The organism is Prochlorococcus sp. MIT 1304 (genome assembly GCF_047305015.1).
In the GTDB taxonomy this organism is placed as follows: domain Bacteria; phylum Cyanobacteriota; class Cyanobacteriia; order PCC-6307; family Cyanobiaceae; genus Prochlorococcus_A; species Prochlorococcus_A marinus_E.
On sequence record NZ_CP138974.1, the window covers coordinates 1,236,079 to 1,249,070 of the forward strand.

Genomic DNA, 12,992 nt, shown 5'->3' on the forward strand with positions numbered 1-12,992 from the left:
TCTAAGAGAGAGCAAGAACATCTCTATGAACGACAATTATCGAGGAGTTGTTATTTTCTTTATTATTTAAGATACTTCTTAATTTGTCGCTACTTATTGATACTAAACCTTTTGCAACTTCTTTATCATTTGTATTTACGATTTTAACTGCCTGATTAATCGTAAAGTTTCCTTCTACATTCTTAACACCAACCGCTAAAAGTGAGGCACCTTTTTTTTTAATTGCAAAAGAAGCGCCATCATCTAAAGTAATTTTCCCTACTGTTTGAATTGCGTGTGAAAGCCAACTTTTTTTGTTTCCAATAGGTTTTTCTACTGGATAAAATAAAGTTCCAATTTTATTATCATTAAATATTTCAATTAAGTTTTTTTTATTAGTTCCATCAACTAGTTGGACTTCGACTCCTCCTTTTGTTGCTATTTCTGCAGAAATTAATTTTGTAGAAATTCCTCCTGTTCCCCATTCATTATTTGAGTTTTGAATATTTTTATCTTTAATTTCCTTTAATTCACTATTATGAACTTCTTTAATAGGTTGCGCATCTTTATTATTACGTGGATCTTTTGAGTATAGATTTTCAATATCGGTTAATAAAATAAGCTTGTTAGCATTTATAGCCAAGGCAACTAAAGCAGAGAGGGTATCATTATCTCCATATTTAAGCTCTTCATTTGCTACGGTATCATTTTCATTTACTATTGGAATAACATTCAAATCGATTAATCTTTTTAAAGTTTTAGAAGCGTTATTAAAGGATTCTCGTGAATTAAAATCAGCTTTAGTTATTAAAATTTGAGCAATATTAAGACCTAATTTATTAAATACTTTATCGTATAAGGACATTAAATTAACTTGACCTACTGCAGCAGTAGCTTGAAGGGTACTTAAATCATTTGGTCTTGTTTTAATATTTAACTTTTGGCAACCTAATCCAACGGCTCCACTAGTTACTAAAATTAACTTGTTTCCTTTTGAAAGAAAACTTGTAAAGGATCTGGAAAGGTTTTCAATAACTTCTTCTGTAGATGTTTCCTCTGTTCCTCTTAAAATACTAGTACCAATTTTTATAACCCAAGTTTTCATTTTATAAAATGAGAAATTAATTTTTCTATTGTCAAAGTTAAATTAAATTTTATAGGCAGGCCATCTCTATTTAATCTCTTAACTAATATTGTTTTTATATCACATCTATTCCCAACAATAATATCTGTAAAAATTCTGTCGCCAATAATGGCTATATTTTTTGGCTCTCTGCCAATTTCTTTGATAGCAGACAAAGTTACTTTTTTTCTAGGTTTTGATGCATTGTATTTATAACTTAAATTTAATTCTTTCGCTATTTTTTCGATTCTTTTTTTTGATGGATTATTACTTATTAGATATAAGGAGAAAAGTTTTTTAGATTCTATAATCCAATTTTTTACAGCTTTTGGGATCATATTTGATTTTCTATTTACTAGAGTCCCATCCACGTCTAGCAATAAAGAATTAATTCCTTTTTTTTGCAACTCAGATTGAGAAATATTATATATTGGTAAGTTTGAATCCCAATTGATATTTAGGATAGATCTCATTTATTTTAAGAACTACTTTTTTCAAGCTCAGTTTCAATCAAAGGTTGAATTTTATCGAACTCATCATCTTCAACTAATAAGGCACCTTTGTCTTTTAATTTACCAACAATAAAAAAAGGATCTAGTGGTATATATAAGCCATATTCTTGGTCTAAAAGATTAAAGTTAACTAGCAATTCATAACTCTCACTATCATCATCGACGTAATCTTCTTCTAATTCATCGTAAATTGGTTCTTCAAGTTCTCCTGATACTGTTAATGTAACTGCTGATCTGACAAGTCTTAAATCATGTTCTTGAAGGACTGCTTCAGCATTTTTTAGTATTTGTTCATTTTTATCTATTTTCTCAATTAGTTCAGGTTCATCTTTTTCATTTATCTTAAAAAGACTTACTGGTGTATCAACTGGCGTTAATAAAGCATATTCTTGGCCTTCAACACTTACTAATTGTTCAAGATAACAAAATAGCTCGTTTCCATTTGAGTCATTTAATAAAAGAGTCTGTGCATCATAATTATCATTTGAATTGGCTTCTTTCATTTAAAAATTATCTATCCTTTTTAATACTAATCTTTTATCTGACGTTTACCAGCTATTTCTTCTAATTCAGGACCCTCTTCGATCCATTGTTCAAGTATTATTTTTGCTGAAAAACTATCAATTAATCCGGATTTATCTTTTTTTATTCCAAATCTTTCTGAAGATTCCCAAGTTGAACTATGTTCGTTGACATAAGAAAATGGAAGCTTTAATTCATTTGAAAGTAATTGACCGTAATTTTTACAGTCAATAGCTTGAGTGGTCATTTTACCTTTCTCATCTAGCGGAATACCCACAATAAAACCAGTCAAATTAAATTCATTTATATAATTTCTAATGATTTTAATCTCTTGATTATTTTCAAATCGTTTTACTGCTGGAAGTATATTTGATGTTATGCAGAGGGGATCACAATAAGCTAATCCTATTCTTTTGGAACCTATATCCAAACTCAAAATTGATTTGGGCTTGGGTTTGCAAAATTTCACTTTGTTTTTAATGGAAAAGGAGATGGATATGGATTACCTTGTGGACTTAATTTTTCAATGATTGATTCCAAAGATTGATTTATTTTATTTACTTGTTTGGCTTCATTCTTAATTATTGTGTTCCTAATAAGAATTATTTCTTGATTTTTTTCTTTGATATTACACTCTTCAAGAAAAACATTTAATTGAGAATTTTCTTTATAGGTTTTTAAATATGAAACAGGTGATTTTTCAAAAAATCTTTTTATAAATTCTTTTAAAATAGAATTGAATCTCTTATCCCAATATCTACTAATAGTTAAAGTATAAATTTCTTCATTTTGATAATTAATATCTTTTAAAATTGTACATAAAACTGAATTTTCATATATTAAGGCACCACTTTTAGAATTATTTCTTTTAAGAATGTCGTCTTGATCAAAATCTAAAATATTTCTTATTAAGGGAGATTGATTTGATCTTATGAAATTAACTATTTTTAATATATTTTGTTTATTAATGTTTTGGAATTCATTAATTAATGCATAAGAATTAGTATTTTGCTTTATGGATTTATTTAGATCATTTCCATCCCAAAGGATTATCTCTCCTAACGGTTGAAAGCCTAATTCCCTTGAGGTTGATATTAGGTCAACATTATTTATATCAGCATTAATTATCCAACTTGAAGTTTTTATGTCTGTTATTGAGATAGATTTTTTTATCAATCCTAAAGTTAATTGTTTATCTGTTAAAGAACACTTGTTGTTAATCAACTTGGGCTTAGATATTTTTAAGCAAGTCTCTTTTTTGTTTAATGGAAAAATATTCAAATAACCAATAATTTCGTTTCCGGATATAGCAATTATGCATTTATTTTTATTTTTCTTAAGATTATTTAAAAAAATTTTTAAGTCATCAAAGGTGTTTATAATTGCCATCTTTAAAAACCAATTATTCAATTCCTTATTTTTTATATCTATTAAAAGATTTATGTGCCTTATATGGAGTTCTTCAAAAGTTACTTCAATTCCTTTTTTAGATAGAAAAGAATGAGAAGTATCTTTTTTCATTTACTTTTTTTCTCTTATTAATACTATAGGGGTTTTTTCATCTCCATTGCCAGCTGGATTAGATATTAAGTTTCTTTTGAGGATTTTATTTACTGTTTTATTTGAACTAGCTAAGACTTTTACACCTCCAAGATCATTAACATCGACTACAGCAACATCTATATTTAGACAGTTCGAGACTTCCTTACAAAATAAATCCGCATTGAGAGGACCCATTACTATACTCTTGTCGTAAGGTGTAACTGTACCGCTTATATCATCGATGAGAGATGACTCTGAACCAGTTAACCTATAAAACATACCCTTAATCCCAACTAATTTGAAGAGATATCCAACAAATAGTGCAAAGGTAATTCTTGTGACTCCGATTCTATTTATTAATAATTGCATCCCGCAAGCTGTTGCGAGACTGCTTGTAGGGTGAAAAAAATAACATAAAGCTTTCGAAAATAAACTATATTTTAAATTTTGAGGGGAAATATATCTATTTTGCATAATCGCTAGCGGACTCTCACCGATAGTTAAAATATCATTTTCTTCTATAATTCCTTTACAGTATTCAATCACAGTATTTACTGGGTTATCAAAGCAACCAAGTAAATCAGTTTTAATAGCAAGTGCTTTATATTTATTATTTATTGGAATTTCAAAAACTTCTTTCGGCCTTTGTTTTTGACCATCTAAATTAATTAAGAAACAATCCTTATTATTTGAAATACCAAAATGTCCATAGTTCTCCCAACATATTTTTAACCATAGATATTTTATTTTTTTTCTAAAATTATCATTGCTAAATTTATATATGATTCTTACAAATAATTCTGAATTTGACTTGATAATTGTTGTTGGCCAGTAATTATTTAAATTCTTAATTTTATTATTTTCATATATGTAAATATCTTGTTGATAATTAAAATTTTGGCAATATTCGTTACCTTTACTTTTAAAACAATCTAACTCAAAATTTATATTAGAAACCATAGTCTCTTTAGTTTTACTTTTATTAGTTATTTTTAAATCAATAATTAATTCGTTTAAACCATCCTTTTTTTTGATTTTGTAATTTATAGGTACCAGATTTAACTTTGATTTGGGTGAGTTTTTAATATATAAATCTGAAATAATTAAAAAAATTAAAAGAACTAGGAAGATATTTATTAATATCATTTTTTTTTAATTAATTTTTGTTTTTATTTTTTTTTTCAGAAATGATACTGTTGTATTCATTAAAGCTTTCTACAGAAAATGTCGTTTCTTCTATATCAATTCCCTTTAGTTCTCCAATAACTTTGTTTAATTCATCGATATTAATCATTCCATTTTTATCAAATTTAACTTCACCATCACTATTTAAAATAATGGTTTGTGGAATTAATCCGTTCCAATAATAATTAGGTTCATTTATAAGATCAGACTTTTCTTTATCCTGTAATTCATCAGTAGTTAGAGCAATGATATCTATATTATTTCTCCATATCAAATCTAAACCGGATATTATCGGAGCCATAGCTTTACTATCCGAGCTGTCGTCAAGATAAAAAAATAAAACTGCAACTCTTTTATTTTTTAATGATTCCTGAAGAGTTGTCTGGGGAGGAACTATAGCCCCATTACCTGCGTATATTGGGAAAATGTTGCCATCATAACTATCAGTATCTCTAGAGGCATTTGCTTTAAATGGGCTTAAGAAAATTAATGCTATCAGGATCCATTGAATTATTTTCATTAAAGTTTAATAACTTACTTTGAACTTGATCTTCCTAATCCTTGAAGGATTCCTTTCCCCACTAAACCGATAGCTTTACCAACGACCTTTGTAAGGAAAGTTACGAAAAGATTACCGATATATTTTACAGCAACTTCTAACTGCGGTGCTACGGCATCTCTTATCTCAACTAACAATGTAACTTGTTTTTGTAGCCATTCTAGATTCTCTAATTCTTTCTCCCTATTTTCATTTTTAAAGTAACGGGTAAATTTTTTATCGATAATATCAATATATTCTCTTTTACTCTCATACAAGTAGATAGGCATATAAATATAGTCATGCCAGCGATTGTAGTTATTAATATTATTTCTAAATCTTTCAAAATTTCTTGTCGATTGTAATTCGGGATTTATAAGTACAGTTCTTAATTCAGGCCAAGAAGAACAAATATTAAAGATTTCAGAAGCTAATAAATTACAGTTCCTTATTGTCCAGTTTGAAATAATATTTTCAAGGATCAAAAATGATTCTGTTTCATATAGAGGGAGTAATTTTCCATCATAGTCAAGAGCTTCATTTTTAATAATTGGCTCAATAAACATAATTGATTCATGTGATTCTCTATCTATCTCTTCGCAACTTACCTCACTATAAATAAAATCATTTATTGAAATAGATTCGCCTCCTTTTTTTAATCGAAAATAACTGTCTGTAATATTTGAAATTGTATTAACTTTAAGTTCTTTTATAAGAGAATTTAAATCATCTTTAAAATCTTTCTCCTTATAGTTTTCCTTAATATTTTTGACTAAATTATCTAACTCATCTAACATTTTGCAAATTAGTCGCGAAATGAATTCTTTCTTTATTCCAGAGAGAATTATTGATGAATTATTAAATTCAACCTGTAAGTTGGTTGAGCTATACCTTTCTTTTAGTCTATCTAAAATCAAATTCCATATTTCTGCGGTGTTTTTATCTTTAATGAAAACAGTGTTCTTATTTTCAAGATTAATTTTATTTTCAGTGTAAACTGCCTCTGTATAAAGTTCTAGTGAATTACCCCATAAGAAAATTAGAAAAGATTTTGCAGTAATAAGTTCTCTTAATCTTCCTTTTAAAATGAATTTATAAAATTCTGGTGTTGAATCAGAGTTGACATATTTGAATATATAGTTAATTTCAGAATCTATTTGTTTAAGACCTGAAGTTAGAATTTTTTGACTAAAAGAGAGAGGCTTATTTTTGTTTAATTGAACTAGGGAATTATTTTCAATATCAAATACCCTTCCTCCGTTTAAAATGGTATCAATAGATTCAAGAACTTTTTCTGCACCGGGATTTAAAAGAAAACCTTCAGCATTTAACGATGGAGGGGTATTTGCTTCATAAACAAATTCGCCTGAGAGAATTATAAGAAACTTTGACTCATCATATTTTTCTCTTAATTTCAGTAATTCTAACCTTATAAGATCTTCTGATTGGAAATTAAGAACATTCCATATAACTAACTCCGGAGTTTTATCACCTGTTCCATTATTAAAGTTAATGTCTAAATTTTGGTCTAGAGATGTTAACTTAAGCGATAAAGATTCTGCTATTAAGCTTGGAGCAATAATCAATATCGATTTTTTTGAAATTAATTCCAAGACTAGATTTCTTATCTCTTATACAAAATTAACTAACAATTACTGCAAACACCAGCCTTAAATCAATTTTTATACTCTTTTAGGCGTAGTAATTTCTGTTTAAATCAAAGTCATTTAATCTCTCTGATGACAATACATTATTAGCTTCTTTTATCGTGAATTTATTTTCATATAGAGCTTTACCTACAATTACTCCAAAAAGTCCAGAGTTTTCAAATTTTACTAAGGATAATAAATCAGAAATTGAACCAACACCTCCTGAGGCTATTACTGGAATATCTGTAATTTCAAGTATGCTTTTTATGAATTCTTCATTTGTCCCTTCTAACGTCCCATCTGTATTTATATCTGTAACAATAAAACTAGCAATTTTAAATGAAGAAAACTCTTTTACTAGATCTGTGGCAAAAATATTAGATTGCTCAAGCCAACCCCTTGTACTAACTTTTCCATTTTTTGCATCTATTCCAACAATTATCCTTCCAGGATATTTATTTGATAAGTCTTTAACTAGTTCTTTATTTTCTATTGCAGAGGTTCCCATGATAACTTTCTCAATACCATAAGAAAATAATTGTTCTATCCTTTCTTGAGACCTTATCCCCCCACCTATTTGAATAGGTATGTTAACTGTTTTTGCAATCTTTTTTATTGATTTATCGTTTGTTGGGGATCCAGTTTTTGCAGCATCCAAATCAACTATATGTATACATTTTGCCCCTTCGCTTTCCCAAAATTTAGCTTGCTCATGAGGCTCTTTGGTAAAGTCTTTTCTTTTATTAAAGTCGCCTTTAAAAAGCCTTACGCACTTACCATTCATTAAATCAATTGCTGGTATTAGGTTCATAGAATCGTCCTTTTCATTAATTACTTATTAGTAGTACCATTCAATATGTAATTCTATTTAAGATTACTACTTCAGTTAAATATTTTTTGAATATGAAAATTCTTGTAATGGGTGGCACTAGATTTGTAGGCAAGTCTTTGGTTGGAAAGTTATTAAGTAAAAATCATGATATTGATATTTTCACGAGAGGTAATAAAAGTAATCCTGAAAAAACAAATTTAATTAAGGGTGATAGAAATAATTCAGAAGATATCGTCAAGCTAAGAAATAAAAAGTATGATGTTGTTTATGATATTTCTGGACGAGAATTAGAGCAAACTAAACTTCTTATAGGAAATTTAGATAACTCTTTCCAGAGATATATATATGTCAGCTCTGCAGGGGTTTATAAAGATAATTTTGAACTACCCTTATCAGAAGAGGATCCAATTGATCCAAATAGTAGGCACAAAGGAAAGTTTGAGACAGAAAATTGGTTGATAAACCAAAAAATTCCTTTTACAAGTTTTAGACCTACTTATATTTATGGACCAGGAAATTATAATAAAATTGAAAATTGGTTTTTTGAAAGGTTATTCACTAAAAAATCTATACCAATACCTGGTGATGGGTCTTTGATTACTCAACTAGGCCATGTTTCCGATCTAACTGATGTAATGATTAGGTGCATGAATTTTGAAAATTCTAAAAATAATATTTACAACTGTTCAGGTGAAAAAGGAGTTACAATCAAGGGTTTAATTTATTTCTGTGCGAATGTTCTTGGGTTAAACAAAAATGAGATTTCTTTAAGAACATTTGACTATCAAAAATTAGATCCTAAATCTCGAAAGGGATTCCCAATTAGATTAAATCATTATCAGACTGATATCTCTAAGATTAAACGTGATTTAGAGTGGGCGCCAACTTTTGATTTACTTAATGGTTTAAGGGATAGTTTTGTGAAAGATTTTAATAATAAAAAGAGTGAGGAGTTTGATGAAAATTCAGATCATATTCTTTTTGATTCTTAAATAACCTAATAAAGTCACAAAAGTCAGGATGAATCCAAACCAATAAAAAATTAAAGCCAAATTATTTAATAAACTTATTTTTAATGGTGTAAAGAAGGAGATTACTGAAATAAAAAAGAAAAATGTTTTAATTTTACCTAACTTAGATGCTGGCAAACCGTCTTTTGTCGAGTTCCTTAGGCTGGAGATAATTAATTCTCTAAAAAAAATTAATGACAAAGACCAAAAGGGTATAATATTATTTTTACAAAGGAAGGTTAAAGGAATTAAATAGAATACTTTATCGCTTAGGGGATCAAGGATAGCTCCTAATCTGGTTTTAAGATTAAATTTCCTTGCAATTAACCCGTCAAGATAATCAGTCAAACCTCCAATAATAATCAATATAAAAACATAAACAGGCCTGTTAATTTCTAAAAAAAGTATTAATGGAAATATAAGGAAAAGGCGAGATATCGATAGTAAGTTGGGAATATTTAATGCCAAATTTTTGAGATTTTTTTTTAATAGCAAAATATTTTAGGTATATAAAAAATATATTACACTCTCAACAAGCTTAAATTTTTAGTAAAAAATTTAAAAGCGTTTTAATGCTAGATTTTAAAATCTAATTTAAATCTGAATCCTAAATTTTATAAACTCAACTTCTTTTTATGATTGATGATGTTTTATATTAAAAAATTATTCGTTATATCTAATGCAGCCTCATAGCCTAAAGCTATCTCCAGAATCTGATTTGATAAATTCAATTAAAGAATATTCTTTATCGAATAATTTATACGGGTATGTTTCTGGAGTGGTTGGTAATCTTAGAACAGTTTGTATTCAATGCCCAGGTAATCAAGTGATAAATAAATTTGAAGGAAATCTAGAGATAGTTTCTTTAAACGGGCATTTTCATAAAGGAGATGTTCATTTACATTTGAGTTTTGCAGATGAGGGATGTAATGTGTTTGGCGGGCATCTTGAGGAGGGATGTATTGTAAAAAAAGGTACTGATATATTATTACTTTCCTTTGAGCAGAAAATTATTAATATCTCAAATCATGATTTAATCACTAATGAATCACGTGTAAAAGCATATATTTTAAAGGATTGTCCTTGGTCTAAAAGAGCAATTAGGCTGCTTAATTCTTTATCTATCCCTCATGAAGTTACTTTAATAGACAATGATGAGAGCTTTCAAAAAATAATGGCTCAAAGTAGCCATAATACTTTTCCTCAAATATTTTTAGATAATAAATTTTTTGGAGGATATGATGCACTTTCTGAACAAGCAAAATTGGATAACTTAATTTCATTTAAGTAATCTAATTTTTTTAACTATCACGATTAGTAAGCTTTTCAGCAACTAATTCGTCCTCTAGCTGCTTTATTAATCTTGATACAAGACTTTGAAATTCTGGTTGACACCCTTTAAATGCAGCTTTATGTCTTATTGGCTCATTTCTAGTTCTTAAATCAGTAAGCATTAATTGCAAAGCGTCAATTTTGGGATTTATTTTCATAGTTTTAATTTATATATTTACATCTTTTAAATCATTTGCATAGCTTTTTTAAAAGATATCTTTTTATTATCATTCGAACTTGTAACTTCTATTAATTTATTTATGGATTCTTTGTTTTTTAAAGAATCTATGCAACATTCCGCAACTAATCTTCTAGGGATTGATCCATTAAATTGAGTATCCTCTTTTGAATAATTTATATTTTCTGATTTAATATCTTCATTTTCCTTTAATCCTCCAGGTCTAATAATAGTCCATTCAAAATTTGAATTTCGTAGAAAGTTTTCACCTATTTTCTTCCAAATAAGAATTAAACCAAATAAGTTTAATGGGTGAAATAATTTACCAGTACAAAGGGAACTAACTAAAATAACCCTTTTAATACCAACTCTTTTGCAACTCTCTAATTGCCTGTATACGCCTAATGCATCAACCTTTGCAGGACCCGTTAAATCTAATGATGCTCTTGCTCCAGTCGCAATTACCAAAGCATCAATGTTTTTTAAAGCTTTATCAAGTTCTCCTTTTTTGTCTAATGAAACCCTAATTGTTTCTAAACTCTCTAGTCCTGCTGTGACTTTTGAATTTTTTCTAATGATTTGCCTTACTTTATATCCATTTTTAACTGCTTCTTCGGAGATTCTATATCCTGTTTTGCCCGATGCACCAGTAATTGCAATTTTCATGGTTAAAAAAACTAATTTAAATATTATATAAATTTCTTAAGGCTTTTTACATATAAATTTCTTTTTTCTTTTGGGATAAAGAGTGCGACACAAATAACATTTTGTTCCATCACAGCCTCTTGCTGTGCAATATTCTCTGCCATAAAAGATTATTTGCAAATGTAAGGTATTCCAATCATTAACAGGAAATATTTTTTTTAGGTCTTTTTCTGTTTGAACTACGCTATCTCCATTTGATAGCCCCCATCTTTGTGACAACCTGTGTATGTGAGTATCGACAGGGAACGAGGGTATTTTAAACACTTGAGACATTACAACTGAGGCTGTTTTATGACCTACCCCTGGAAGAGATTCAAGTTTCTCAAAAGAATTTGGGACCTTACCATTATGCTTTTCAATCAATAGTTTAGATAAGTTAAAGATGTTCTTTGATTTTTGATTAGATAGACCTAAAAATTTTATGTATTCGTAAATGCCATTAATACCTAGCTGGATCATCTTTTCTGGATTATCTGCAACCTTAAATAACCTTTTTGTTAATTCATTAACTTTCTTATCTGTTGATTGAGCACTTAAAACTACGGCGACTAGAAGTGTATATGCATTTGTATGATCAAGGGGTATTGGAGGCGATGGATATAACTTTTTAAGTTCCTTGCGTATTATTTCTGCTCTTTCAGACTTTCTCATTAAATTTGAAGTTTAAATGGTGTATAAAATTATACAAGGGATATTTTAGGTGAATATTTTCTGCTAACTTAATATATTTAAATAAGAATAACTTAGTGAAAAATGATGCGTTAATAATTGATGATTTGCATCATAAATATGATAAGCAAGAATGTTCAAATTGGATATTAAATGAAATTAACCTGAAAATTGAAAATGGCGAATTGTTAGGGTTGCTTGGTCCTTCTGGTTGCGGTAAAACTACTCTTTTAAGATTAATCGCAGGGTTCGAATATCCCTCTAAAGGGCGGATCTCTCTAAATGATAAGGAAATTTCAAGTAGGAAAAAAATTCTTAGTCCTGAGAAAAGAAATATTGGTATGGTTTTTCAAGACTATGCACTTTTCCCTCACTTGACTGTTTTGGAAAATGTAATTTTTGGTTTGAAAAACAAAAAAGACAGATCTAGAGTTGATTATTTATTAAATGTTGTTGGTCTTGATAGTTTTGTTGGAAGGTACCCACATGAACTGTCTGGAGGCCAAAAACAAAGACTCGCAATTGCAAGAGCTCTTGCTCCAGGCACAAATTTTATTTTATTAGATGAACCTTTTTGTAGTCTTGATATGCATGTCAAACTAAAGTTGAGAAGTGAACTCCCTAACATTCTAAAAGGTTGTAATGCAAGCGGATTGATGGTTACTCATGATCCTGAAGAAGCGATGTCAATTTGCGATAAAGTCGCCGTTATGAAGGATGGGAAAATACATCAAATTGATACACCAATTAACCTTCTAAATAATCCCAAGACCATATTTGTTAGTAGTTTTATCTTGGGCAATAATATTATTAATCTTAAAAAAAATGGTAATTCATATAGTTCTTGTTTAGGTGAAATAAATTGCTCAGAGTATTTGAAAAATACGAATATCAAAAATATGTCAATTTCGCCTAAATTTATTTCAATTAAAAGATCAGAATCTGATGATGCGATTGTTATATCTAAAGAATTTCTTGGAGAATATCTTATATATAAAGTATTTATTAATGGAAACATATTAAGGGTTAGAACTGATATTAATAATCTCCTTAATAATGGTGATAAATGTACTCTTTCAATTAATAAAAATAGTTTTTATTTTTTATATCCTGGGGCATATAAGGAATATATATAGACTTTTTTTATAGGCAATTACACTTGCCCCCCTTCCAATTAGAGCATTTTTTCTTTTTACATTTCTTTTTTTTACTTTTA

At 28.5% G+C, this 12,992-nt stretch carries 16 protein-coding genes; 3 read left to right on the forward strand and 13 right to left on the reverse strand.

Annotated features, from left to right (window positions below; translation table 11 throughout):
* Position 1 precedes the first annotated feature (1 nt).
* The 9 genes from proB to hisA form a co-directional block, all read right to left on the reverse strand.
* Positions 2–1,084, reverse strand: coding sequence for a glutamate 5-kinase (proB, locus tag SIB45_RS06975; RefSeq protein ID WP_011862823.1), 1,083 nt, complete (start codon positions 1,082–1,084; stop codon positions 2–4).
* Positions 1,081–1,575: a YqeG family HAD IIIA-type phosphatase gene (locus SIB45_RS06980; RefSeq protein WP_011818295.1), complete on the reverse strand. Its 495-nt coding sequence runs from the start codon at positions 1,573–1,575 to the stop codon at positions 1,081–1,083. The genes proB and SIB45_RS06980 overlap by 4 nt, the downstream gene beginning before the upstream one ends.
* A 5-nt stretch (positions 1,576–1,580) precedes the next feature.
* Entirely contained in the window at positions 1,581–2,117 is a 537-nt protein-coding gene (locus tag SIB45_RS06985; protein WP_011862824.1) for a DUF3727 domain-containing protein, read from the reverse strand.
* A 26-nt stretch (positions 2,118–2,143) separates the two neighbouring features.
* The gene (gene ruvX, locus SIB45_RS06990; RefSeq protein WP_011862825.1) at positions 2,144–2,605 is read right to left on the reverse strand and encodes a Holliday junction resolvase RuvX; all 462 of its coding nucleotides are present in this window, start codon (positions 2,603–2,605) and stop codon (positions 2,144–2,146) included.
* Positions 2,602–3,657, reverse strand: coding sequence for a hypothetical protein (locus tag SIB45_RS06995; RefSeq protein ID WP_011862826.1), 1,056 nt, complete (start codon positions 3,655–3,657; stop codon positions 2,602–2,604). Before SIB45_RS06995 ends, ruvX begins: the two co-directional genes overlap by 4 nt.
* The gene (locus tag SIB45_RS07000) at positions 3,658–4,824 is read right to left on the reverse strand and encodes a hypothetical protein (protein WP_011862827.1); all 1,167 of its coding nucleotides are present in this window, start codon (positions 4,822–4,824) and stop codon (positions 3,658–3,660) included. It abuts the gene before it with no gap.
* A 10-nt stretch (positions 4,825–4,834) separates the two neighbouring features.
* A complete protein-coding gene (locus SIB45_RS07005; RefSeq protein WP_011862828.1) occupies positions 4,835–5,383 on the reverse strand; it encodes a thylakoid membrane photosystem I accumulation factor in 549 nt (182 codons plus the stop codon).
* A 14-nt stretch (positions 5,384–5,397) separates the two neighbouring features.
* Positions 5,398–7,014 (reverse strand): DUF3685 domain-containing protein, encoded by a 1,617-nt coding sequence (locus tag SIB45_RS07010; protein WP_011862829.1) that lies wholly within the window; start codon positions 7,012–7,014, stop codon positions 5,398–5,400.
* 79 nt (positions 7,015–7,093) lie between these two features.
* On the reverse strand, positions 7,094–7,861 hold the full coding sequence (gene hisA / locus SIB45_RS07015) for a 1-(5-phosphoribosyl)-5-[(5-phosphoribosylamino)methylideneamino]imidazole-4-carboxamide isomerase (RefSeq protein WP_011862830.1): 768 nt from the start codon (positions 7,859–7,861) through the stop codon (positions 7,094–7,096).
* Between the two features lie 92 nt (positions 7,862–7,953).
* On the opposite strand from hisA, the gene SIB45_RS07020 reads away from it, so the two are divergent.
* On the forward strand, positions 7,954–8,874 hold the full coding sequence (locus SIB45_RS07020) for an NAD-dependent epimerase/dehydratase family protein (protein WP_011862831.1): 921 nt from the start codon (positions 7,954–7,956) through the stop codon (positions 8,872–8,874).
* Here SIB45_RS07020 and SIB45_RS07025 read toward each other — a convergent pair.
* Positions 8,848–9,387, reverse strand: coding sequence for a CDP-alcohol phosphatidyltransferase family protein (locus SIB45_RS07025; protein WP_011862832.1), 540 nt, complete (start codon positions 9,385–9,387; stop codon positions 8,848–8,850). The two genes, SIB45_RS07020 and SIB45_RS07025, sit on opposite strands and share 27 nt — an antisense overlap.
* Positions 9,388–9,571: 184 nt before the next feature.
* Here SIB45_RS07025 and SIB45_RS07030 point away from each other — a divergent pair, with 184 nt between their 5' ends.
* Positions 9,572–10,183 carry a PCC domain-containing protein gene (locus tag SIB45_RS07030; protein ID WP_011862833.1) on the forward strand — a complete coding sequence of 204 codons (612 nt, stop codon included), beginning with the start codon at positions 9,572–9,574 and terminating at the stop codon, positions 10,181–10,183.
* A gap of 10 nt (positions 10,184–10,193) precedes the next feature.
* Here SIB45_RS07030 and SIB45_RS07035 read toward each other — a convergent pair whose 3' ends face one another.
* Genes SIB45_RS07035 through nth form a run of 3 tightly spaced genes read right to left on the reverse strand, consistent with a single transcriptional unit; the run spans position 10,194 to position 11,758 of the window.
* A complete protein-coding gene (locus SIB45_RS07035) occupies positions 10,194–10,382 on the reverse strand; it encodes a hypothetical protein (protein ID WP_002805798.1) in 189 nt (62 codons plus the stop codon).
* 26 nt (positions 10,383–10,408) lie between these two features.
* Positions 10,409–11,068 carry an SDR family oxidoreductase gene (locus tag SIB45_RS07040; protein WP_011862834.1) on the reverse strand — a complete coding sequence of 220 codons (660 nt, stop codon included), beginning with the start codon at positions 11,066–11,068 and terminating at the stop codon, positions 10,409–10,411.
* Between the two features lie 36 nt (positions 11,069–11,104).
* Positions 11,105–11,758 carry an endonuclease III gene (gene nth, locus SIB45_RS07045; RefSeq protein WP_011862835.1) on the reverse strand — a complete coding sequence of 218 codons (654 nt, stop codon included), beginning with the start codon at positions 11,756–11,758 and terminating at the stop codon, positions 11,105–11,107.
* A 95-nt stretch (positions 11,759–11,853) separates the two neighbouring features.
* Between nth and SIB45_RS07050 the strand changes: the two genes are divergently transcribed.
* Entirely contained in the window at positions 11,854–12,912 is a 1,059-nt protein-coding gene (locus SIB45_RS07050) for an ABC transporter ATP-binding protein (protein WP_011862836.1), read from the forward strand.
* The last annotated feature ends 80 nt before the right edge of the window (positions 12,913–12,992 follow it).